Origin of the sequence: Metallosphaera tengchongensis (assembly GCF_013343295.1) — an archaeon.
GTDB lineage: Archaea > Thermoproteota > Thermoprotei_A > Sulfolobales > Sulfolobaceae > Metallosphaera > Metallosphaera tengchongensis.
In genome coordinates, this window is the sequence record NZ_CP049074.1 from 276,500 (window position 1) to 298,018 (window position 21,519).

At 42.2% G+C, this 21,519-nt stretch carries 32 protein-coding genes and 1 tRNA gene; 11 read left to right on the forward strand and 22 right to left on the reverse strand.

Annotation, left to right across the window (positions count from 1 at the left end; all coding sequences use genetic code 11):
* Positions 1-14: 14 nt before the first annotated feature.
* The 7 genes from GWK48_RS01330 to GWK48_RS11645 all read right to left on the reverse strand — a co-directional run bounded on the left by GWK48_RS01330 (position 15) and on the right by GWK48_RS11645 (position 4,669).
* Positions 15-1,322: a heterodisulfide reductase-related iron-sulfur binding cluster gene (locus GWK48_RS01330; protein ID WP_425487506.1), complete on the reverse strand. Its 1,308-nt coding sequence runs from the start codon at positions 1,320-1,322 to the stop codon at positions 15-17.
* A 164-nt stretch (positions 1,323-1,486) separates the two neighbouring features.
* Positions 1,487-2,329 carry a 4Fe-4S dicluster domain-containing protein gene (locus GWK48_RS01335; protein WP_174628896.1) on the reverse strand — a complete coding sequence of 281 codons (843 nt, stop codon included), beginning with the start codon at positions 2,327-2,329 and terminating at the stop codon, positions 1,487-1,489.
* 70 nt (positions 2,330-2,399) lie between these two features.
* Positions 2,400-2,642 carry a sulfurtransferase TusA family protein gene (locus tag GWK48_RS01340; RefSeq protein ID WP_174628898.1) on the reverse strand — a complete coding sequence of 81 codons (243 nt, stop codon included), beginning with the start codon at positions 2,640-2,642 and terminating at the stop codon, positions 2,400-2,402.
* 10 nt (positions 2,643-2,652) lie between these two features.
* Positions 2,653-3,069 carry a DsrE/DsrF/DrsH-like family protein gene (locus GWK48_RS01345; RefSeq protein WP_174628900.1) on the reverse strand — a complete coding sequence of 139 codons (417 nt, stop codon included), beginning with the start codon at positions 3,067-3,069 and terminating at the stop codon, positions 2,653-2,655.
* 301 nt (positions 3,070-3,370) lie between these two features.
* Positions 3,371-3,556: a transposase gene (locus GWK48_RS11410; protein ID WP_246263865.1), complete on the reverse strand. Its 186-nt coding sequence runs from the start codon at positions 3,554-3,556 to the stop codon at positions 3,371-3,373.
* A 151-nt stretch (positions 3,557-3,707) separates the two neighbouring features.
* Positions 3,708-3,959: a transposase gene (locus GWK48_RS11415; protein ID WP_246263866.1), complete on the reverse strand. Its 252-nt coding sequence runs from the start codon at positions 3,957-3,959 to the stop codon at positions 3,708-3,710.
* A gap of 575 nt (positions 3,960-4,534) precedes the next feature.
* On the reverse strand, positions 4,535-4,669 hold the full coding sequence (locus tag GWK48_RS11645; protein WP_281359992.1) for a hypothetical protein: 135 nt from the start codon (positions 4,667-4,669) through the stop codon (positions 4,535-4,537).
* A gap of 256 nt (positions 4,670-4,925) precedes the next feature.
* On the opposite strand from GWK48_RS11645, the gene GWK48_RS01355 reads away from it, so the two are divergent.
* The 4 genes from GWK48_RS01355 to GWK48_RS01370 are packed head-to-tail and all read left to right on the forward strand — an operon-like array spanning position 4,926 to position 7,532.
* A complete protein-coding gene (locus tag GWK48_RS01355) occupies positions 4,926-5,321 on the forward strand; it encodes a DsrE family protein (RefSeq protein ID WP_174628901.1) in 396 nt (131 codons plus the stop codon).
* 5 nt (positions 5,322-5,326) lie between these two features.
* Positions 5,327-6,646 carry a dihydrolipoyl dehydrogenase family protein gene (locus GWK48_RS01360; protein WP_174628903.1) on the forward strand — a complete coding sequence of 440 codons (1,320 nt, stop codon included), beginning with the start codon at positions 5,327-5,329 and terminating at the stop codon, positions 6,644-6,646.
* Positions 6,643-6,984, forward strand: a complete 342-nt coding sequence (locus GWK48_RS01365) for a hypothetical protein (protein ID WP_174628905.1) — start codon at positions 6,643-6,645, stop codon at positions 6,982-6,984. Before GWK48_RS01360 ends, GWK48_RS01365 begins: the two co-directional genes overlap by 4 nt.
* Positions 6,981-7,532 (forward strand): thioredoxin family protein, encoded by a 552-nt coding sequence (locus GWK48_RS01370; protein WP_174628906.1) that lies wholly within the window; start codon positions 6,981-6,983, stop codon positions 7,530-7,532. Before GWK48_RS01365 ends, GWK48_RS01370 begins: the two co-directional genes overlap by 4 nt.
* Here GWK48_RS01370 and GWK48_RS01375 read toward each other — a convergent pair.
* Positions 7,519-7,836 carry a PIN domain-containing protein gene (locus GWK48_RS01375; RefSeq protein ID WP_174632409.1) on the reverse strand — a complete coding sequence of 106 codons (318 nt, stop codon included), beginning with the start codon at positions 7,834-7,836 and terminating at the stop codon, positions 7,519-7,521. The genes GWK48_RS01370 and GWK48_RS01375 overlap by 14 nt on opposite strands.
* Before the next feature lie 49 nt (positions 7,837-7,885).
* On the opposite strand from GWK48_RS01375, the gene GWK48_RS01380 reads away from it, so the two are divergent.
* Positions 7,886-9,139 carry a helical membrane plugin domain-containing protein gene (locus GWK48_RS01380; RefSeq protein ID WP_174628908.1) on the forward strand — a complete coding sequence of 418 codons (1,254 nt, stop codon included), beginning with the start codon at positions 7,886-7,888 and terminating at the stop codon, positions 9,137-9,139.
* Here the strand turns inward: GWK48_RS01380 and GWK48_RS01385 are convergent.
* Genes GWK48_RS01385 through GWK48_RS01405 form a run of 5 tightly spaced genes read right to left on the reverse strand, consistent with a single transcriptional unit; the run spans position 9,107 to position 13,909 of the window.
* Positions 9,107-10,129, reverse strand: a complete 1,023-nt coding sequence (locus GWK48_RS01385) for a histone deacetylase family protein (protein ID WP_174628910.1) — start codon at positions 10,127-10,129, stop codon at positions 9,107-9,109. The genes GWK48_RS01380 and GWK48_RS01385 overlap by 33 nt on opposite strands.
* The gene (locus tag GWK48_RS01390) at positions 10,086-10,913 is read right to left on the reverse strand and encodes a DUF8155 domain-containing protein (protein WP_174628912.1); all 828 of its coding nucleotides are present in this window, start codon (positions 10,911-10,913) and stop codon (positions 10,086-10,088) included. The genes GWK48_RS01385 and GWK48_RS01390 overlap by 44 nt, the downstream gene beginning before the upstream one ends.
* A 1-nt stretch (position 10,914) precedes the next feature.
* Positions 10,915-11,982 carry a radical SAM protein gene (locus GWK48_RS01395; RefSeq protein WP_174628914.1) on the reverse strand — a complete coding sequence of 356 codons (1,068 nt, stop codon included), beginning with the start codon at positions 11,980-11,982 and terminating at the stop codon, positions 10,915-10,917.
* Positions 11,979-12,878: a radical SAM protein gene (locus tag GWK48_RS01400; RefSeq protein WP_174628916.1), complete on the reverse strand. Its 900-nt coding sequence runs from the start codon at positions 12,876-12,878 to the stop codon at positions 11,979-11,981. Before GWK48_RS01400 ends, GWK48_RS01395 begins: the two co-directional genes overlap by 4 nt.
* Positions 12,875-13,909: a lipoate--protein ligase family protein gene (locus GWK48_RS01405; protein WP_174632411.1), complete on the reverse strand. Its 1,035-nt coding sequence runs from the start codon at positions 13,907-13,909 to the stop codon at positions 12,875-12,877. The genes GWK48_RS01400 and GWK48_RS01405 overlap by 4 nt, the downstream gene beginning before the upstream one ends.
* A gap of 161 nt (positions 13,910-14,070) precedes the next feature.
* On the opposite strand from GWK48_RS01405, the gene GWK48_RS01410 reads away from it, so the two are divergent.
* From GWK48_RS01410 to lrs14 (GWK48_RS01420), 3 genes are all read left to right on the forward strand, one after another.
* Positions 14,071-14,625, forward strand: coding sequence for a hypothetical protein (locus GWK48_RS01410; RefSeq protein ID WP_174628918.1), 555 nt, complete (start codon positions 14,071-14,073; stop codon positions 14,623-14,625).
* A 128-nt stretch (positions 14,626-14,753) separates the two neighbouring features.
* On the forward strand, positions 14,754-15,182 hold the full coding sequence (locus GWK48_RS01415; RefSeq protein WP_174628920.1) for a CoA-binding protein: 429 nt from the start codon (positions 14,754-14,756) through the stop codon (positions 15,180-15,182).
* Between the two features lie 61 nt (positions 15,183-15,243).
* The gene (gene lrs14 / locus GWK48_RS01420; RefSeq protein ID WP_174628922.1) at positions 15,244-15,579 is read left to right on the forward strand and encodes an Lrs14 family HTH-type transcriptional regulator; all 336 of its coding nucleotides are present in this window, start codon (positions 15,244-15,246) and stop codon (positions 15,577-15,579) included.
* On the opposite strand, the gene GWK48_RS01425 is transcribed toward lrs14 (GWK48_RS01420), so the two are convergent.
* The 3 genes from GWK48_RS01425 to GWK48_RS01435 form a co-directional block, all read right to left on the reverse strand.
* Positions 15,565-15,822, reverse strand: a complete 258-nt coding sequence (locus GWK48_RS01425; RefSeq protein ID WP_174628924.1) for a sulfurtransferase TusA family protein — start codon at positions 15,820-15,822, stop codon at positions 15,565-15,567. The genes lrs14 (GWK48_RS01420) and GWK48_RS01425 overlap by 15 nt on opposite strands.
* Before the next feature lie 206 nt (positions 15,823-16,028).
* Entirely contained in the window at positions 16,029-16,415 is a 387-nt protein-coding gene (lrs14, locus tag GWK48_RS01430) for an Lrs14 family HTH-type transcriptional regulator (RefSeq protein ID WP_174628926.1), read from the reverse strand.
* A gap of 147 nt (positions 16,416-16,562) precedes the next feature.
* Entirely contained in the window at positions 16,563-16,916 is a 354-nt protein-coding gene (locus GWK48_RS01435) for a hypothetical protein (RefSeq protein ID WP_174628928.1), read from the reverse strand.
* A 35-nt stretch (positions 16,917-16,951) separates the two neighbouring features.
* Here GWK48_RS01435 and GWK48_RS01440 point away from each other — a divergent pair, with 35 nt between their 5' ends.
* Positions 16,952-17,548 carry a 7-cyano-7-deazaguanine synthase gene (locus GWK48_RS01440; RefSeq protein WP_174628937.1) on the forward strand — a complete coding sequence of 199 codons (597 nt, stop codon included), beginning with the start codon at positions 16,952-16,954 and terminating at the stop codon, positions 17,546-17,548.
* Here GWK48_RS01440 and GWK48_RS01445 read toward each other — a convergent pair.
* Positions 17,543-18,034: an HAD family hydrolase gene (locus GWK48_RS01445; RefSeq protein WP_174628939.1), complete on the reverse strand. Its 492-nt coding sequence runs from the start codon at positions 18,032-18,034 to the stop codon at positions 17,543-17,545. The two genes, GWK48_RS01440 and GWK48_RS01445, sit on opposite strands and share 6 nt — an antisense overlap.
* 50 nt (positions 18,035-18,084) lie before the next feature.
* Between GWK48_RS01445 and GWK48_RS01450 the strand changes: the two genes are divergently transcribed.
* Complete coding sequence (locus GWK48_RS01450; RefSeq protein WP_174628941.1) at positions 18,085-18,498, forward strand: glycine cleavage system protein H; 414 nt, start codon at positions 18,085-18,087, stop codon at positions 18,496-18,498.
* Positions 18,467-18,808 carry a hypothetical protein gene (locus GWK48_RS01455; protein WP_246263867.1) on the forward strand — a complete coding sequence of 114 codons (342 nt, stop codon included), beginning with the start codon at positions 18,467-18,469 and terminating at the stop codon, positions 18,806-18,808. Before GWK48_RS01450 ends, GWK48_RS01455 begins: the two co-directional genes overlap by 32 nt.
* Here GWK48_RS01455 and GWK48_RS01460 read toward each other — a convergent pair.
* From GWK48_RS01460 to GWK48_RS01480, 5 genes are all read right to left on the reverse strand, one after another.
* Entirely contained in the window at positions 18,772-19,329 is a 558-nt protein-coding gene (locus GWK48_RS01460; protein WP_174628943.1) for a hypothetical protein, read from the reverse strand. The genes GWK48_RS01455 and GWK48_RS01460 overlap by 37 nt on opposite strands.
* Positions 19,329-19,613, reverse strand: coding sequence for a winged helix-turn-helix domain-containing protein (locus GWK48_RS01465; RefSeq protein ID WP_174628945.1), 285 nt, complete (start codon positions 19,611-19,613; stop codon positions 19,329-19,331). Before GWK48_RS01465 ends, GWK48_RS01460 begins: the two co-directional genes overlap by 1 nt.
* A 334-nt stretch (positions 19,614-19,947) precedes the next feature.
* A complete protein-coding gene (locus GWK48_RS01470) occupies positions 19,948-20,373 on the reverse strand; it encodes a phosphate-starvation-inducible PsiE family protein (protein ID WP_174628947.1) in 426 nt (141 codons plus the stop codon).
* 87 nt (positions 20,374-20,460) lie between these two features.
* A tRNA-Ala gene (locus tag GWK48_RS01475) sits at positions 20,461-20,534 on the reverse strand.
* A 212-nt stretch (positions 20,535-20,746) separates the two neighbouring features.
* On the reverse strand, positions 20,747-21,361 hold the full coding sequence (locus tag GWK48_RS01480; protein ID WP_174628949.1) for a hypothetical protein: 615 nt from the start codon (positions 21,359-21,361) through the stop codon (positions 20,747-20,749).
* Between the last annotated feature and the right edge of the window lie 158 nt (positions 21,362-21,519).

Consider the following 21,519-nt stretch of genomic DNA (forward strand, 5'->3'; position numbering starts at 1 on the left):
ATAATTAAAAAGGTTTACTTAGAAGTATTTGTCGTTTGTCCCTTCTCTTGCTTATACCACTTAACCCTTTCTGGCACAGATAGGTAGAAGTCTATTTTCCTGTGAGGCTTGTACAGGTACTCTGGTTCAGCCTTTCCTTCCCTCAAGTCTGCCAAGTACTGTATGAACTTCTCCTTATAGTCGTCTACATTCACTCCTATCTTCCTCATGAAGCCTTCAACATCCGTTGCGTGCCAGTGAACTTGAGCTATGGTGTAGGGATCTGCGCCCATAGCTATTGCTGCGAACTGAGCATCTGCTAGCACTGGTAGGTTATAGTTGAAGCCGTGGGCTTTACCTGCCCATTGGCTCTTGTCCAATGTAGTGACACACCCTGTATCAGAGGTCACGAATATGTCAGCCTTTCCTTCCTCAACTGCTGGTATCACCTTTTTGAACAACGCAAAGCTCCTAGAGAACTCCCTCTCAGTTAAGATGTGCCTGAAACCGAAGCCGCAGCAGTCCCACCAGGTGGAGTAGTCCACTAGCTTAGCGCCGAAGTTCTGCGCTGTCCCGCTAGGAGCAGCAGGTCTTCTCCCTTCGAAGACCTCAGGATCATAAATCGTGTCCTCAGGAACCAACTTATAAACGTGGCAAGGCGTGTGTACTGCGGCCCTTATCCCGTTTAAGTTATACTTCTTCTGTTGGGCTGCCTTCTTACTCATGGTGTACAACCACTCAGAATAGTGAACGACTTCCTCAGGTATCACTATGTCCATATCCATTTTCCTCATGATGGGTCTTAACTTATCCCTTATCTCTTTGTGCAGAACTAGCATGTTCCTTATTTCCTTGTAATGACCGAAAGAGGTTCCGCAGTGAATTAAGGGGAAGTAATCTATCTCGTATGCCCTCCACATGTTCCTGACGTATACCCCAGCTAAGGCAACTGGGTTAGACGCACCAGAGGCATGATAGTTCCACCCTGTACAAGAGGTCTGGTGTGGCTCGTCCATATAGTCTATTTCCATTTTATTCATCATCCAGAACACTGAAGTTGGATAACCTGGAATGTGTCCACACTGGCCACAGCTCTTGTGCTGCCATAACTTAGTTGTGGGAATAACCTTAGGAGTTCCGTTTAAGGTCTGCATCTTTATTGGATTGTTGTATGGCTTAATGTGATGAATTATTATCTCTCCTTTGTCCTCTAACTTGTATAACTCCTCTTTCACGTGTTGTAGACCGTGCGGGGTGCTGTACCTGTAGATAATCCTCTGGTAAACCTCGTTCCAGTCCATGTTGTCTGCCATGGGGAAAGCTTCCTTCAATTCCTGTTCCATCTTCTTATCCACTTCTTGTGTACTCAAACCAAACACCTTCTAACATTATAATATTGAGGAGGGTTAAATACTTTACTTATTAAACATTTTATGTAACAATGAAATTTTTCCCAAAACTTTAACAACTTTAAAGAAAAAGACGATAATAAAAAGAGTTTATAAAATTACAGATCCAACCAGCTATCCGGTAGCTCGTTCTCGTCTAGCTCTCCCTTCTCCCACTTCTCCCTGATTTCCTCCAACTGGGATTTTCTGTCCTCATATATGTCCATTATCATATCGTAAAGATCCTTGTCCACTCCCTTAAGCGATTCCATGACACCAGATTCTATCATTATTGTCATCATCTCGACAGCGGTCTGAAGGGATGGGTGCCATCCAATATCTGTCCTCTGCATCAAGTCCACTGGAATGGCCTTTCTATATACGTCCATGTTCTTAGACTCCTCCACCGCCTGAGGTCCCCAGTCTGGGAATGAATCTGGTTGTATCATATCAGGGGTAACCTGATTGCCCATCGTTAGGACAGTGTATAGAACCCTCCTGTAGGGCGCTAGGATCTCCTTAGCTGACGGTAGGGCAAACTGAACCGAGTACTCCCTGAGTAACATTATTAGGCCAGCAATCTCGTTGTTGAATGGACACCTCATGGAGCAGGTGTAACACTGAACACATGCCCACACTTTCTTGTTGGTGAATTCCCATATCTTGTCAACCTCATCCCTCATCATGTACTGTATCATTTCCCTTGGACCGAAATCGTAGAACTTAGCTGCAGGGCATCCGGATGTGCATACGCCACAGTTCAAGCATCCTCTTAGGTATTCGTCATATCTGAAGTCGGACTTCACAGCCTGCCAGAACTTCAGAGCTAACTCCCTGTCCGACGGTGATAAAGTGGAGAGAAGGTTCCTTTCCTCCTCTGGCATTGCACCTTGAACGTCGAACGCCATGTCTAGAAACCTTGGGTCGTCCGGTAATTGGAGTATACTCTTAGCTTGTGCCATACTATTCCACAAGTATAATGATAAAAGGAGACTTATAAGTTTTGTTAAAAAAAATCTAAAATAAAATAAGTTACTTCGCTCTCTTCACTAGAATTCTAGTTACGCCGCCCTGTTGCTGAATATCTAAAATTTGATGCCCAGTCCTTCTAGCCCAAGCTTCAATATCAGGCTTGGCAGCGGGGTCAGTAGCCAACACTTCCAGAACTTCTCCAACGTTAATTTGCTTTATAGCCTTCGCCGTCTCCATCACAGGTCCCGGGCAATACATACCCTTTACGTCAAGGGTCTTGGTTATTTTGGCCTCTTGTGACATATTGGTCACCTTAAATGAATAGGGTTGTTCCACCCTCAGCCCTGTCCAAGAAAGTGGCGACGCCCACGACATCGTCCACGAAGTCCGCTAAGTTCTCTTTCTTGAGACCGAAGAACTCCATGGTAGTGGAGCAAGCGTAGACCTTCACTTCTCCCACCTCTTTAGCTTCCTTCACCATTTGGTGCCACATGGGGAATTTCATATCCATCATCTTTTTTATCATCATCGGACCCATCTGCTCGTAATTCTTGTCTATCTGTGGAGGAGCCTGCATACCTTGCTTGCTTATAGCGTTCAGCCCCCAGAACGTAAAGAAGAGGTTAACCTCGTAACCCGATGCCGCAGCGCCTGAAGCTAAAATTCCTACAGGCATTAGCTTATCTATTGTTCCCGAGAACACAATTATGGATAACTTTTTTCCTGCCAATCTTTCACCAAAATATCTTTTATATCAAAAATATTTAAGCTTTGTGGTGTTGTTTATATTTTGTAAAAACCAAGTTTAATATGTTCCACTTAATGGTATTTAAATAAAACAGATTTATCGTAAGAGCTCTTGGCGTATATCCATGGATGACGAAGTGGACAGTTGATGCATATCTCATCTGGTCTACTCACAAGGGAAAAGTCATCCTATTTTTAAGTATCTGACTTCCTCCGCGCCATGGCAAGGGTTCTGCCGAGGTCTGGGGCGTTACCCCCCTTTAAGGGAGTTACTCCATTTGACGTTACGAGAAAGGAAGGAGGTTTTTCCATACGTTTACGGTTCTCTTTACCTCCAGTTTCATTATGTTTAAAGCACCATTAACGTCACTGTGAAGCTTGTCGCCTAAAGGACCGCTGACGACTCCCCTAGGTCTTCTGACAACTTCAACGTCGTGAAAAGCACAGAGTAGAGGTGTTGTACTCGACAACCAGAAATGCCTTTATACCATACTCGTAAAGCCTGGACACGACGGCGTCAATTAACTTACGATATGACCATATGTTCACACTTAACTTGTCACCCTTATCTTGAGAGATGAAGTAGGGGTAACTTAAGTAAACAGTTGAAACTCATAATTGTTATAACGTCTTAGCGAGATTAGAGGACAAGGTTCTATAGTAGTAAAGGAGCCTGCGGTAAAGTTTCTTAAAGAGTAGCTCCCTTTCCCTTAACACTGACTCCCTTGCCTCAAACTCTTGTATCTTCACAGCCTCGCTCTTTAGTCTGTCTAGTTCTGCGACCTTTTTCTGAAAGTAGAAGTAGTCCGCCTTTACGGTTGAACCACGGTAGAACAGAACGGTACCGTCGTCTACGGTAACAGTTGCTAACATGTTGATGCCTAAGTCAATTGAAGCTACCTTCTCGGCTTTAGGTGACGCTATCTGTATCTTGTCCCTCTCACCGTGGACGATGAGGGGTTCCTTTATTGGTCTTTTGCTCTTCTTTGCTGTAACCCTACCTACGTCGACAGAAATGTAAGCGTAGGACTTGTCGTCTATGTGTATCTCTAGCCTACCTTAAGTACCAGACCACCTTAACCTACCGGTGAAGGGTATTTCCATCTTCCAGTCCTTGAGGATGAACATGTGTCTCTCCTCATCAACCTCGTAGCGGTCTTGCCTAACTACTAGGATTAACTCCCTCTTCCCGTCCTCTTTCCAATATCCCGGTGGTGGGGTATGACGAACAAATTGCGGTCTATCTTTATTCTTCAGTAATGAGAAAAAGGAATGCCACGCTTCATTGTTCTTCTACAATACAGCATGTGCATTAACAGAATCCAATACCTCCTTGTACTTCTCGTAATACTTATCCCAAGTACCTTTTAGATCTACTCCCTTCTGTTGGAAGAACTGTTGCCTCCTCTCGCAGTTTACCTCGTTGTATAACCCCGCTGAAGCGTCTGCTAACTTCCTAAGTTTTTCTGTTGTGCTCCATTAGGGAGCAATCTGACAGTTACGATCCTGATACTCTCCTCCGGTATTGCTGGATAGATCGGCTCCCGCTCCTCATAGAGAAGTTGACCGGAAGGGAGTACCATAAGAAAAGGTAGGGAAAAAGAAGTTGAAAACATTGCCCCACCTTAAAAGACGAGGTTTCCTTTTTCTTTTATAATTTTAAATGAAGAAATTAAAACTACGAATTATTTATGAACCTATACTTCCAGAGGTCATGGTATCCCTCACGTCTCTGAAGGGGAAGAGGAACTATCGTAAAACAATAGATGGGTATCCACGATAACTATGTTTGATAAAAAATATAAGTAAGCTAAATTAAATTAACATGAGGGATAGAGTTTGGCTCAAACTCAATCAGAACAAGAGGAACAGAAGAAGAAAATCTTGATAGTAGTTACTCACGGTCCTGAAGATATAGATAGAACTTACGCTCCACTCTTCATGGCGTCTATCTCAGCATCAATGGAGTACGAAACGTCAGTTTTCTACATGATAAAAGGACCATTACTATTGTCCAAAAAATGGCAAGAAGATGAAAGAAAGAAAGGAGGAAACCCCTTCATACATTTCTTCGATATGGCTAAGGACAACAACGTAAAAATGTACGTATGTGTGCAAAGCCTTAAGGACATGTGCCACATGAACGAGAGCGACGTTGTTGACGGTGTAGAGCTAGTAGGTGGATCAACGTTAATAGACTTAACTTTAGATGCTGACAGAACGCTGTTCTTCTGATACTCATGAAATATGACGCTATAGTAATAGGCGGTGGATCTGCTGGCTACGTAGCTGGATCTGTCCTTTCCAGGAACGGAAGGAAGGTCCTGGTAATTGAAAAGGATAGGTACGGCGGTGTTTGCGTAAGGTCTGGTTGCGTTCCAAGCATTTTTTTATATGACGTCTCTTTTTCCCTTGCTAGATTAAGGGAGATAGGAAACTATAAGGGACTCTCCCTAAACGTGGAACAGGGAGATATATTTTCCGTGAGAAATAATATAATAGATTATCTATCCGAAGCAGGGAAGAAGCTTATAGAAAATGCAGGGGGAGAAACCTATTTTGGAGAGGCTAAGTTAAGTAAGGATAAGGTGGAGGTTGACGGAAGGGAGCTCGAGTACGATAACCTTATCATAGCCTCCGGTTCTTCTCCCTCTCTACCTAGGATCAGCGGTGTCGAAAACGGGATAACAGAAGATCAGGCCGTTAATTTAAACTTTGTACCTAAAGAGATGGTAGTTGTAGGCGGAGGATTTGCTGGCGTAGAAATAGCTCAATTCTACGCGAGGCTAGGCTCGTCTGTAGTACTAATAACTAGAGGTAAAATGTTGGAAAACTTTAGTCAAGATGCAAGAGAGCTGGTAAGAGAGTCCTTAGACTGGGACGGAATAATTGTAAAGGAGAAATGTGAGCCTGTGTATCAAGACCGGGGGCTCCTAAAAACTACATGTGGCGAATTTAGGGGAGAAGTCATAGTGTACGCCACTGGAAGAAGACCTAATTTCCCTCTCGGTCTTAGTAATCTAGGTATTGAGTTTAACTGTAACGGTATAAAAGTTGACGATACTATGAGAACAACCAACCCAAAGGTGTGGGCCATAGGAGATGTTGTTGACAAGAGCAGAAAAGTGGCACATTCCGCAATGATGGAAGGGTACGTAGCTGCATTATCCATACTGGGAAAAAGCGTTAAGGCAGACTACTCCGCTGTTCCTCAAGTTATATACACCGACCCTCAAATAGGATCTGTCGGTTCCGAACAGAGAGCCGTTAAGAGCTCTTCCTTTCCTCTTAGAGCTTCTACTAGAGCCATAATTCACGGTATGAAGGAAGGATACGTTAAGGTTGGCTTTGACGAGGATAACAGGGTATGCTTCGGTGAAGTCGTATCCCAATATGCGGAGGAAATGATAAATCTTTTATCTATCGCAATTAAGGCAAAGATGAAGGCCGAGGATCTAGCGCTTCTACCCCTTGTCCACCCTTCAACCTCAGAAGGGATTAGTAACGCAGCTAAAGCGTTATTTAACCTGGATGTGGATGTATTTAAAGATAAGCAATGAGTCTAAAGGAATACCTGGAGAGGAAAAATTTCCTTTATAAAAAGGAGGGACAGATCGAGACAGTTTACATGGACGACTACTCGTTTTACATCGAGGGTAATGAGATACGCATTCCTATACCCCTTCCAACTGGCAAGGAAAAGCTGGACGACCTTGTGACAATGGGAACCCTTTACGCAAGGGCTTCCAGGTTGATTCAAGGAATTGGGGAGAAAGTATCGTATAAGCTAAGAGATACTACACTGGAAGTAATTGTGAACTTCCGTTCTAGGGAAGAGTTAGAACAAAAGTTAATAAAAGCAATGGAGGGTATTGAAAGCTTGAGGTATTTCATGTGAGTTACGACTACATAATCAAACAGTACATAAAGATGATCAAGGATGTCAAAGTTAGGCATTGCAAGGCAACGGAGTTTCTGTCTCAACTTCAAGGGGCTTCAATTCAAATAGAGGAGGACAACAATTGCAATAATCCTGAACTTCACGTGTACGCAGCAGGGAGAAAGTATTTTTCTTATTACGGAATACCTGCAGTAAACGAGTTATGGCCATTTCTCAATGCCTTGGTTAGGGCGTCCACTGGTGTAGTTCAGTTGGATCAACAGGAGTTGGAGATGGCTAAGAAAATCAGGGGAAACATCAAGCTTTTTGTCACCCAGGACTGTACGAAGTGTCCCATTGCTGCTGAACTTCTCTATCAGGTAGCACTGGTAAACCAGAACGTAACTTTAGAGGTCATAGACTCCGAGATGTATGATAGCTTAGCCAAACAGTTTCACGTAATGAACGTTCCTAAGATAGTCCTTAACGAGAAAACCGAGATCCCTGGTGGCTTTCCTCCCAACATAGTTCTGAAGATGCTAATGAAATCTTCTAATCAGGAGTAACAACTTTAACCCCTAATCTTTCAGCCTCTTTCTTCACTTTCTCGTCCGAAGCTATGAGTATCGCTTGCAAGTCGGATGCAACCATTATAGCTTCGGCTTCATGAATAGGTAAGCCTGAGAAAGTACCAGCCTTGTGGGAGTAGGCCCTTACCCAGACCCCACGGTCTAACGCGTAATCTATGTCGATATGGTTCTGAAGGGCGTAAGATACACCATAGGAGGTGATTATCAACCTATATTCAGTAAACTTCTCAAGAATCTTCCCTAGTTTAGGAAATGAGCTTGGAGAGATAACGGCAAACATATTCATTAAAATTATTTAACTTATGATATATAAGGAGTAGTGGAATACTATGTCTCAACAAGATCCGTTTGAAATATTACTAAAAGAAGAAAATTTACAGAAAATTACGAGGTTCATTGATATATTGCCTACAATAGAAAAGGTGACCAATAAGCTTAGCGAGATGGATAGGAAGGGAGAGTTGGACTTTATGCTTGATATGTTGGACCAGGTAGTGACAATAGCAGATGCCATACAGAAGGCTGACTTGATGAATACGTTAGTCTCGTTTGGAATGGATCAGATAGGGAAAGTTCAGGCCATATGGCCGTTAATGGAGAAGTTGACAAGTGACAGAGTTATTAAGATCATTGAGCAGTTGGACATAGATTCGACGCTGTCAGCCCTTGAAAAGCTCACCCCAATTCTTAACAAAATGACAAGCGAAAAGGCGTTAAAAGTGTTGGAAAGCGTGGATCTGGACTCTCTCCTAGAGTACATGTCCGCCCTTACCCCAGTGATGAGCAAGCTTACAAGCGAGAAGACCCTAAAGGTTATCCAGAGTCTTGACATCGATGCTCTTCTTTCGGCCACGGAGACCCTTACCCCAACCCTAGGAAAGCTAGCCACAATGATGAGTGAGATGCAGAAGAGCGGACAGTTGGACAACCTCATGAACCTTATGAAACAAGGAATGGAATTACTAGACGCTGTTCAGAAGGCGGACCTAGTGAATACGCTGATTGCGTTTGGAATGGATCAGATAGGGAAAGTTCAGGCCATATGGCCGTTAATGGAGAAGTTGACAAGCGAAGAGACGTTAAACTTGATCCAGAAGATGAACGTTGATTCATTGCTGAACGCCATGAACTCTATGATGCCCATGATGGAGAAGTTGACAAGCGAGAGGGCAATAAAGCTGATGCAACAGCTCGATATAGAGTCACTACTTGGGACCATGGAGGGCCTAATGCCACTGCTCAAAAAGATGACCGACGAGAAAACGGTAAAGGCAATATCCCAGCTTGACATGGACTCCATGATAAATATGCTAATGAAGCTGGCGGAACTACAGAGAACAGGAGCCATGGACAGAATGTACAAATTGCTAGATGTTATGGCAGATCCTCAGTTAATGGACACTATGGTTACTGTAATGGAGAAATTTGCAAAGGCCATGAAGATATGGGCAAACGACGTACCGAACGTGAAACCAGTTGGACTAACAGGCTTAACCGGGATTACCAGGGATCCAGATTCTAAGTACGCTCTAGGTTTAATGACATCTCTACTAAAGGCTACTGGAAAAGCCTTCAAGGAATGAGTCCACTAATTTCTTAACTTCATGTCTTTTTTCGAAATCTTGAGTAGGAACTTCTTCCTTTTTTAAAAAACCTTGTAAACCTAAAACAAAAGAGTACATCGATAGGGCAGATCCCTGTCCGTAACCGCCTCCGCCAAAGGAAATTATCCTTGTCTCTCTTCTACCGAACAGCTTGCTTATTTTATATCCTAATAAGTTATAGGAATTGGAAGTGAGGTTTAGCGATTTTAATCCGTCATCCTTATGTCCGTCAACCCCTGCTATCACAACGAGGTATGAAGGGTCATACTCTTCCAGCAACCTTAACATCCTCAATGCCTCCTCAAACGAGTCATCTGCAGCTCCAAGAGGAAGAGCAACGTTGTAATTGAGACCCTTTCCTTCCTTATCTCCCCTTCTTCTAGGGTCGCCTGTCCCTGGGAAGAAGGAACCGTCATAGGCAAATATGCTAATTTTTAAAACGGGTTTTTCGTAGAACATTTCTTCTACGCCGTTGGGATGGTGAGCATCTACGTCCAGGACAGCAACCTTTTGCTTTAAATTCATAAGCCTATTGATTGTTAAGTTCACGTCATTTATGGGGCAAAACCCCATGGAATTGTATTTAGTAGCGTGGTGAAAACCCCCTAATGGGACGTAAATGGTTTTTAGATAGTTAGACATCTCAATGGCTGTCAGCGCAGAGCCTGCCACAAGTAGGACATCTTCAAACATACCAGGGTAATGCACCGTATCTCCAGAATCAAGAAACCCTATGTAAGGCAATTTGCTTGCCTCCATAATTCTCTCTATCAATCCCTTATCATGAACTTCATAAAGGGCATCAATGGGGGCCGGTCTAGGTGTGATAAACATTACGTTAGTCAAAGATGATACCCTTTCACGAAACTCAGAAATCCTCTTTTTGGAAATGTCCCTTATCATCGGATGCGAGAACGAGATCTCCCTAAACCTTTCGTGCCAGATAATTCCCAATGGTTGACCATACATCAATTTCGTCTCCCTCCTTCGCATCAGTTTTCATAAACAGCCTTACCATAGGCTCTCCCTTAAATGATAGAACGCTTTCCAGGAGAGGGGGTCCGTCAATCGGTTCGTTCCTCATAACTTTGAACGCAGGTCCGTAATCCCAGTTCTTGAGAAGACCTCTTCTGCTTTCAATGAGGGTAACGCTCTTCTTTACCTTAGTGAAGTATCTTTTACCAAGTAAATTTATATTTCCTTTAACCTCTACCCCTATCAGTCCACCGTATCCCGCGTAGGGTAAACTGGCATTTAATATTCCTCCACAACACCCTAAACCTCTGATATCCCCAGCTTCTGTATATCTAGTAAGCTTTACGTCAAAGAATGACTCTGTCCTATTCACAACCACACCTGCTCCACTTTCCTGGTACCGAGTGACCTTAGGAAAGGATAAGGGCAGACCCTCCACGTGGGCATGCTTGAAATCACCACCAGTGTAAGGAGAGGAAATTAACCTTCCTAGCACGTCTCCCCTCTTTACTTGCTCACCGGGAGACAGGTAAGGCTCAACGTGAAGTATTTTGATGTACCTATTCTTGCTCTTCAGAATAACTTTATAATCGTAGTTTACAGTCGCAAAGACGTTTGGTCTCCCAACGTTGAACTTCTCCACAGATAAAATCTCACCAGACAAAAAGGATACAAATTCCTCAGAGCTAGGATAACCTACGTCTATAGCCTTTGCTTTAACATGAGATGAGAAGCCACTAGTGAAAAAACTTACTAACGTACCTGGCTCGAAGTTCATCCTACTTCAGGAACCTCTTGGCCAGAGGTAGTCTAGATGCCTTCAGGGCACTTACGGTTTGTTTTTCTGACGGATACCACGGAATATTCCTAAGCCTATCTCCCGGTCTCTCGTTCGAGTAAGGCCTATTGCAACCGGGGCAACCGCTGGTCAGGAAAGCTCCAGAGAGTTCATTTACCGTCAAGTCTCTCTGCAAGTTGATATCCAAGAGTTCCCCACTCTCATTGAAGACAAAGTCCTCCGCCCTCACCAGATCGTTCTCTATTAACCACCTAGACAACTGCATCCTTCTGTAGACGTGCACTGGAACAGGTTTTTTGTTCTCCATGGGAGTGGTCTCCTCTGGGTAAAAGGCGAAGAGACTGATCTTCGCCCCTCTGGAGTGGGCGTACAACATTAGATTGACTGCCTCCTGTTCGGTCTCTCCGAGACCTATTATTAGATGAATTCCAGCATTTTTCTTTCCGAACACTTCTACGGCCTCATCAATAGCCTCTACATACCTATCCCATCTGTGCATACTTCTGACTGGTTTTCCCCTCACTGAGTCAAAGACCTCCTTACTGGCTGCGTCTATGGCCACATCTATCATATTAGCCCCAGCCTCCTTCATCTTTCTCATATCGTCCTTTTTGGTATAAGTTGCAGTAACTAGCTCAGATATCTGAAGCTCGATTCCCTTCTCCCTTATTCTCCTTGTTATTTCTATAGCGTCCGGTGATGCCCTGGGATGAGCTAACTGACCTACGCATATCCTCTGTAGCCCATAGTCAGGATCTCCCTGCCTCTCCTTTATTCTTTCCAGAACCGTATCTAGAGGCCTCAATGGCCATTCTACTCTTATCAGAGTCTTACATTCGGGTCCTTGACTTACCTCCCTGGCTTGACCACAGTATATACAGTTTGCCTTGCACCCATCAGGATAGTATTGGAGAAGGTTAATCGTAGTATTTAATGCTCCCTTGAGAAATTTTCCAGGAGAAAAACCTAGTACCATATCAGCCCCGAAACTGAGCCTGACCCAGTCAGGGCTACTTAGTGGTTTTGGATCATTTAGTCTTATAGTCATACGGACACCCGTAACAGAAAGTCATGGATTACGTTACCGCAACAGGCGTGGCTTAACACCACGTCTCTCCTCCCCTTAGCATACTCTATGGTTTCCTGGGAGGGGAAAGCCATCCCATCCACACCCTGATCCACCGCAAGCTTCTCCACAGCTAGGTAAGATCTACCTCTTGGTCTAGCGCATCCCAACATGACAGGCACGGAGAAGAGCTCCCTGGCTGTCATCAAGACTTTACCAAGTTCCTCCGGGGAGGGCTCTTTCCAGGACTTATATGCTGTACCGACCAGAGGCATTAGACCAACTATTATTACAGCATCTGGACTTACCTCCCTTAAGAGGTTCAAAGCGTGAATATCCCCCTCAACGCCCCTCTTACTTAAACCAACAATCACATGGGGTGCTACCTTTATACCCTCTTGTTTAAGGAACCTAAAGGAGTTAAGGTAATCCTCAACGGTAAACGGTTGACCTAGAACCTCCCTAATGGTCTCTTCATCACCGACCATATCCAGCAGACCTATTTTTACACCACTATCCTTAAACCTCTTAGCTATTTCCCTACTCTTTACAACCCCAGTGTGGGCTATCACAGTTAGATTCTGATATCTCTTTAATACCTCAGTGTACTTCCAAACAGGGACCTCTCCTCTAGGCGTAGATCCACCGGAGAGGATGATCCCTTTCTGACCTGATTTACTAGCTCTTTCTAGGATCCTTTCAAATTTTTCCTTCGTGGACCCGTCCTCCATCCCCTCCAAAACCCTCGTCTCACAATGTTTACAATTGAAGGCACAAGAAGTCCCGGTGACCGATACCGCTTTCCAACCCTCATCGGAGCTAATGAAATCTGTTTCGTACTTTTTAAGGGATGGGGCGTAGAAGTAAATAGGTTTCATTTGACTAACCCCTCCATAAATTGTATGAAGTTTTCCTTGTCAACTCCCACAATCTTAACGCTATTAAACCAGTCCGTTACCTCCCTTCTGAGATCCTCTACTCTACTCCATTTTAGCCTAGCCTCGAGGTCATAGATGCTCCTCCTTGGTTCCACAAAGAAGTCTCCAGTTATCAGCACAGACTCTATGAGCCCCTTTCCTGCCATCTTAACTTGCACTCTAAAAAGCCCACCGGGTAGCTTAATTTCCCCCTCTCTCACGTTATCTCCCTCTAGGGGCTTCCTAAGACCGAATATCCACTCCCTGGAACTGTATTTAAGCTCTAGTTCCTTTATGTAATTTAGCTCTCTCTCACTGTATGCCCCTTCCTTCAGATTTACCTTCAGGGACTCCTGGAATCCCTTTTTGGAAACCTCAATGACTTCCTCCATACTGACAGGTTGTTGGAGCTCCCTGTTAAGCCAGGTTATCCTTTCCCTGAAATCCTTAGATACTTTGTCCTTCATTTTCTCCGTGCTCAGTTTCAGGGTTTCCACCATGTCGTCCACATTGAAATCTACTAAAATTGTTCCAGTAACTGACATGTACTTCCCGACTGAGAACGCACCTATACCAGAGATCTTCTTTCCGTTAATCTCAACATCGTTCTTGGGTCTAAAGTTCGACTTTATACCAAGCCTAGAAAGAGCGTCTATAACTCCTTCCGCTGAACTCCTTATTGCGGACTCCACTGATCCCCCTAGCAAGGAGGACTCGGCGTAAATTTCCCACCCCAGTTGCCATGGGCCCATTATAATTGTCCCACCACCTGTGGGTCTTCGTCCAACGTCCCAGCCCTTCTCCTTTACCCTTTCCAAGTTTATCTCTTGTTCAGCCAGTTGATGATACCCCAAAAGCACGGCCGTGGGTTCAAAAATAACAAATCTCAGAAGAGGAGATGAACCTTCAGCAACGGACTCCAATAGAGCCTCCTCCCCAGCTAAGATGCGATGCTGAGGACCTCGCTCCACGAGAAACCTAAATTCCGGCATCATGTTAATACAACCTTTAACTATATATAAAGATTTTCTTCAAAAAACTTATTATAAGTATTTTATTACATTAAGATTATTTTGAATCTGACTGGAAAGTAGGAAGGACTGAGGCTAAAAGTGTCAACAGAGCATAAAGTAGATCTCGAAAATGTTTAACAATGTCCATAGACCAGCAGTTCTTTGACTACTTCATTACAATCACCCTACTCTCCATAAGTCACGGATTGGAACCTGACCACATCTCAGCAGCTAGGATGGTAAAAGGAAAAAGAAAGCTCGTTCAGCTCGCATTATTCCATTCAGTCGGCTTCCTCGTCATATCAATTCCCCTATCTATTGTGCTTACATATTACGCTCTTTTGATCCCTTTCGCTCAATTTCTCGCTAACCTAATTGGAATCATCTTTGGATCTATCCTTGTGATGTCTGCGGTTACAGGAAAGGAGATAGAGATAGAACCAAAAAGCGGAGGGCTCGTCCAGGGCATGTTCAATGTGACTCCTTCCAAGTTAATTACAATAGTTCTAGCAATTAAGACTGGTTCTGTTGTTTTAGGTTCAAGTTTGATTCTATGGTTCGGTTTCGTCACCAGTATTTCAATTATTTCCATAGGAATGATTAATGCATATATCCCTGTAAGGTTTAACCGAACGATAAATCTAGTTGTCGGAGTAGTTACAATTGTATACTTCTTATCATCTATGATTAGATGATTTTCATCTATAATTAGATGATCTTGTGAGTTTTATCATGAACTCGAGTCGCAGGTCATAAACTCTGTCGTAACCTTTCATTACGCTTTGATTAAAGGTTTATAATTTTTAACTTCCTCCCTTAATCCATGGAAAGTGAAGAAGAACTAATAAGATATATTTTAACTAATTTCAAGAAAATCGCGACAATAGGTTTCTCTAAAGACCCTGAGAAACCTTCCCATAGAGTACCCAAATTCCTGATCGAGCACGGCTACGTGGTATATCCAGTTAATCCCACCATGACAGAAGTTCTGGGAAGAAAGGTATATCCGTCCCTGGGTGCAGTGCCTGAGGATGTAGAGGTTGTCCAAGTTTTCAGACCTTCTAGGGACGTACCAATGATAGTCAATGAGGTTCTAAAGAGGAAGAACGATAGAGGTGATGTTAAAGCTCTGTGGTTACAGGAAGGAATAAGGGACGATCAAGCAGCCGAAAAGGCTAGAGCTGAAGGTCTGATGGTAATTCAGGACAGATGTATGTACAAAGAATATGTGAGATTGTTTGATGGTAGTTAGTTTAGCTCTGAAGTCTAAAAAATAGAAAAAGTTTTTAACGAGGATACTATATAAATTACTCATGATGGAAGTCTTTGATACTCTTAAGGACAAAAAGGAGAGCATTAGATGTTGCTACAAGATGAGCGATACGGATGTAGAGTGCCTCTTTAAGCTAATTGAGATTGGTGAACCCAAAACGTCAGTTGAGCTTGGAAATATGATGAACCTAAGTAAAACCACGGTGGAAAATAGCATGAAGAAGCTAATTGAACTGGGATTAGTTATGAGGATAAAAGTGGATGGAAAAAAGATTGGAAGACCTAAGTTCCTGTACGTTGTCTCGGAAGACTTTAGGGATAGAGTGAAGTCTGACTTGAAGAGATGTGCGGAAAAGATACTATCAGCATCCTCCTAGTTCTTGGATTTTCTTTTCGTCCGCAGAGGAAGATTTCTCAAGAACAATGGTGAAAGTGCCATTGTTTGACGTGTGTTCTAGAACCTTGCAATCCATTAGTTTCACAGCTTCCATTATCATATCATCACACTTAGGATCTCTAAATGTAACTTTCAGTTTACCTTGCTTCATTTTCATTAGTCTGGCAGCAACTTTCATAAAAGGTTCGGGGCATTCTAAATCTACAAGATTTAATTCTTCCATAAAAGGATAGACTTACAAAAAGCTAAAAAAGGTTTTTTGGAATTATCAGCCTGTCATGAAAGTAGTATGTCCTGTATGCAACAGACTATTTGAGGCAGAGTGTACACCATACCTTCAAAAATATGAAGAAACTGTATATTACTTTGATACAGAAATATGCCAGCTAACTTTTATGAGAGAGCCTGAAAGATTTAGATTTAAGTGTTCTAAGGCTTCTGGAAGCTCTTGAGCTCATTGGGAGTTAAGCCACCGAATAGTTTTGCGCAGTATTCGAAGTCTTTGGAAATCTTGTCCGTTAAGAACTCAGCATCAACTGCCTTATATATGTACCTTGGTCTTCCGCCTTTTGAGCCTTGATCCTTGAACCTCTCAACAAAGCCTATGGATATTAGCTTGTTAACCGATCTGTTGACCGACGCCTTGCTTAGCTTCAGTACTGCCGCTAGGTCATCCTCGGTCTTAGGTCCCAGGTTTATTAGAGCCTTAAGTATCTGAAAATCTGTGTCTGAGACGTCGTAGCAGAAAGTTAGAGCTTCTACTAGCCCTACTTCTCTTCCAGAAGGAAGTCTTGCTTTTAATTTTTGTACTTCCATTCTAACTCACATAATATGTGGTAAAAACGTATATATAAATCTTTGCTTATTTTAGAAAAAATGTATCTCCTTATAATTGTAAGTAAAATGGAAACAAGTATTACAAAGCGAGGAAAGCCTCGTACTTTACAGCCTCGAGGGAGTCAATTAACCCCATAGACCTCTTTTCATATCTTCCATCTTGGTCGCAAGCGAAATTTGAAAGTACCTAAACACTTCAACAGTAAAGCTTACTGCTTCGTTATCAGGCATCTGGGAAATTTTAGATCTCAACTCGTTTATGAATCTGGTCATATCGTTAAAGGTTGCCTTACTCATTTCATACTTAGAAAGGTCCAATATTCCCATGATTTCGTCCTTTGACTTAGCTCTCTTGACTGCATCATACATTTGTAATACAACGCCTCTTCCTTTACTACCAAAAAGAGCCTCTTCAGGGTTCCTCAACCATCTGGCGTAAGTTGCGGCTAGCTTTTTTGCTTGGTTTTCCGAGCTTTCCATATAACTTATTTTAAATCAACTTGTTTTAAATGACGATGAAGTCTTTGTTTCTAGTGTCAGGCGGTCTGGATTCCACAAGTGGGATGTATAGATTTAAACACGTGGAGTACGATTGCCTGCACGTAAATTACGGTCAGAGAGCTTACATGGAACAAAGTAAGTTCGTGAAATTACACTGTAGAAGGCTAGGGAAGAGGCTTATAGAGGTTGACCTCAAAGAAATGGGTAAAATGTTTAGACGGAATGAAGTTTTCCAACTCCACGAACCCATCAGACATAGGAACGCTGTTCTATTGCCCTTAGCCATAGTTTACGCCTCTGAGAAGGGATACTCGTCAGTTTACGTCTTTACAGTTAGCGAGGAGTGTAAGTATGAGTCCAATAAACCTCAGGTCTTGAATCTAATGAGAAGGTTAGCAGATACGTTAAATACTAGATTGGTATTTCCATTCCTTGGATTTTCTAAGGCCCTTGTGCTCAAAGTAGGGATTTCCCATGGAATGAATCCATTTGAAACTTACTCGTGCATTCTAGGTCATAAGACGCATTGTGGGAAATGCTCCCAATGCGAGGCGAGAAAACTTGCGTTTCAAGAGGCGAGAATTCCAGATAAAACACGCTATCTTTCATAGAATATAGTTTAATCTCTTTAGAGAGTTATACATCTCATTGAGGTTCTTAGTCTGCAGAAACGGGCTGTACCTGGAACAATCCTCCTTTCTTTTTACGCAGGCTACCTTTATCCTGGAGTCGAAGAAACGAACTGATAGCAGATCTAAAGGACTTGAACCGATTAGAATCAACTTCAGCGGATCAAGACTAAATTTTCTAAAAAGAATTTCCATAGGCTCCTTTGAGGGTTTGGTCTTGTTCTCGTTATATACGTAGCTTTCGTCTAATCCGATTTTAGCGATAACGTTCTCTGTGACTTCCTTAGGGTAGGGCGACAAAATAAATAGATCTCCTCTCCCCTTGAGCTTAGAGTAGAATTCAGGCCAGTCGTGATGGACTTCTATTGATAAAGGAACAGGAACGCTATCCCCCTTGTATATGGAGTAGAGCGCCTCCGAAGTGTAGACGTCCAAGATAACCCCATCAAGCCATACGGCGTACTGCATGAGTTTTTTAATAAATTAAAATTTATAAGTATTGATTACCTTCAGCTCATATGGAAATTAAAGGTTTCTCCTTTCCGGAGGAATTATTATACGATTCTGAAAAACACGTCTGGGCAAAGGTTGAAGGGCAATACGTTACGTTAGGCATAACTGATCTCGGTCAATATATGACCGGAAAGATATTTCAAGTAACCGCAAAAAATGTGGGAGAAAAGATAGGGCCAAGAACTCCCGTCTTTACCTTAGAAAGCGCAAAATGGGTCGGAAAATTTAGATTTCCTATTAAGGGGGAGATAGTTGAGGTGAACCAAGAGGCCTTGGACAATCCAGGAAAAGTAAACGAGAAACCTTACGATACTTGGATAGTCAGGATAAAAGTGGAAGAAATGGAAAGAGAGGCGTTTAAACCATTGGAACAAGTTAGATCTGAGTTTGAAAGGGAGGCCAGTAGAGTTGCTAAGTGATAAGGAAATAGTGCTTCAGGTAGTTGACTACGTAGGAAAATGGGATGTGATGCTTGCTGGAATAAAAGGTAACGAGGTCTTAATAGTCTCAAAGAAGGAGTGTCCCACTGAAGTAACTATAGACGGCAACAGGCTAATGATAAGGAGATATGACCCCGAAAATTACGTTTCTCTCCTTTATGAAAACGACAACGTTTTCAGGGACTACAAGATCTTTTATTTCGTTAAGGTTTATATGAGGAAAATACTAGATCTGTTAGCCTCATTGGAAGCTTATAGGCTCTCTATGGACTTTAAAACATCGGAATAATTTCTTAATATCTTATAATACAGAAATATAGAGAAGAAGCTATAGTACAGCGCAACAAGTTCAATCCCGTACGTTACACCCAGAACTACCAGTAGAAGTTCTCGGGTCAAGAAAAACGTTAAAGAAATACCTACTAATGAGATTACTGCCATTACTCTAACCTGAACTGAAAGTGAGAGTATTCTGGATATAAACCTCTTTACGCTCTCATACTTTTGGATACTATCGTTTATATCAGTCAACTGTCCCTTCATTTCTCCAACTTTATCTCTGAGATAATTCAGGAGTTCTCGATCACTGAGACCGCTTATTGCACCCAGTAGACTCTGTTGCACAACATCGTTCTCCGAGACGAAACCCACTATCTTTTTAAAAACGTGAAGAAGTAACAAATCCTCGATCTTTCCTGAGTTCAGCTTTAACCTTCCAATCAAGCGCTCTAGCCCATAGTAGACTATGACGAGCTCTATTAGTATAATCACTGAAAACAGTTGCCCAACCTGCTGAAAAGTATATGCCATTATGAAAGCTCAGTCAATGTTGCATTTAAAAGTTCATCTAGTCTTAACTCGAGCCTCCTTATCTCTCTGAAGTTTTGCAGAACATGTCTCCCCTTTTCCGTAAGGGTATAAACTCCTTTTTCAAACTTTACTAGATCCTTTTCCATAAGGATATGTAAATATTTTTCTGTCAAATTTTCGCTTAAATTGGCATTCTTCATTACTGAAGACTTGCTTCCAGTACCGCTGTCTAGAACCTCCAAAATATCCGCCACTATCTCCATAGATGTCCTTTTCGTCCTCATATGTGAAATATAACTTTACAGGTCTATTTAAATATTTCCAGTGCCGTGTTTATTCTGATGCTATTGAAGTCCTTTATTCAGAAAAATCCTTAGATATAAAATTATAGTTGATTCACATAAAGTTCTTGTTAATAACTCAGTCTGACACCTTCCGCGCCATAAAGGGCAAGGTTCTCTTTTTCGTTTATAAACAGAAGAACGTGAGCAAGGCTTTAAGAAAGATAACTTCACTACACATTAAGTTGTATGCTGGGGAATTCCTTTCTACTCCCTTATGGATTTACTGAACTTATTGGGGAGGGATAAATTGCGATCCCATTAGAAATAATTTTATTTATATCTTCTTATTCTTCCTAAATCTTACTGGTTTCCTCTTCCTTGAGGATAGAATGTACCTGGCTGAGGCACCAGCTATTATGAGACCACCCAAAGTCAAAAGATTTAAAGGATTTACGGAGGATGTCAAGATCTCAATAATGATCTCTCTGGACACAAATGATATCATCGCGTCTATAACATAGATTACACTTCTTCCTTTACCCCTGAAGAAATCCAGTGCACTTAGATATACTTCCAGGAAAACAATGATAAGGAGCACATTTTCTAAAATTATTGATGCTATAAGAAAAAGACCGCCTTGCAGAGATGAGATCATTTGTATAATTGTGCTTAAAATTGTAAAGCCTAGACCTAGCAACAATAAAATTTGAACTATTATTGAAACTATTTTAAATATTATTGAGCTACTAATAAACTTCATAACTGTTCATACGAGTTGTTTTCTAACTTTAATAAGCATCGTAAAACCTTATCTTGCCCGTTTGCGATCGATTCCGTAGGTGTAGAATGGACCGGCCGGGATTTGAACCCGGGACCTCCTGGGTGCGAACCAGGCACTCTTCCAGGCTGAGCTACCGGCCCCCAAAGAATTATTGGAGAAAACATTATAGCTTTATCGTTGGTAGAACCTCTATCCCTAGGAGAGACTTCCGGAAGATAAAACCAAAAGAATGTTGCGCGGAGAGAAATAAGAAACTGGACTCACATAATAAAAACTTTGTTAAGCCGATACTTGAATAGTGATAGGTCTCATGAGGATCCAGCTCTCGCTCGCCAAAAATCTCTCGATATATTTACGTTGATTTGTCGGAGGATTTTTGAACTCCACGGGTTATCAGGCTCGCCAGGGTTTCGGCTTCTTTTTCACCCCTATACTTACCTATTAGCTCTATTACCTTTTGTATCTCTTCATTAGAAGATTCTCTGTCCACTAGGGTTACCAGTTTCCCAAGCACCTCCCTTGAGAGAACTTCAATGATCTCACTGAACTCTGGTATGGTGAACTCTGGAGACTGATCTAAGAGTTGAATGTAACCGAGAGAGATACTCTTCAACCCATTATCAATTAGCTTGCGCAACTCATCCAACTTCTGCATGTTCTCCGAAGATTGTTGATTTAGATTAAAGTTTTTCAATGATTCTAGGAACTTTGAAATTCTAAACTTCTGTAACTCTAACGAAATCATTGCATTTCTTATGTTTTTATTTGCAATATATCTTACTTCATTACTATCTCTGACTGTAATGATATACTGAGAAAAATATAACTCCTCCAGAGTTTTTACTATTGTGTCCCTGCTCATGAACGAGGAGAGATTAGCCAAAAGTTGATCTGCTGTAATCCCTGCATAGCCTTCCTTTGCTATAGTCAATAGAACCGTTCTCTGCTTTTTGGAGAGGAATTCCATTAGGGACTTTATGTTTCATCTACAATAAATTACCTTCGCAGTCCTCATTAGCTCTCCAGAGCTAAACTTGGGCTAATTCCTCTGGAGTTACACGACAAAGGGAGGACAAACCTCGCCCTTTAGGCGCGTGGGAGGCTCGGAAACTTCTATTATTCCAA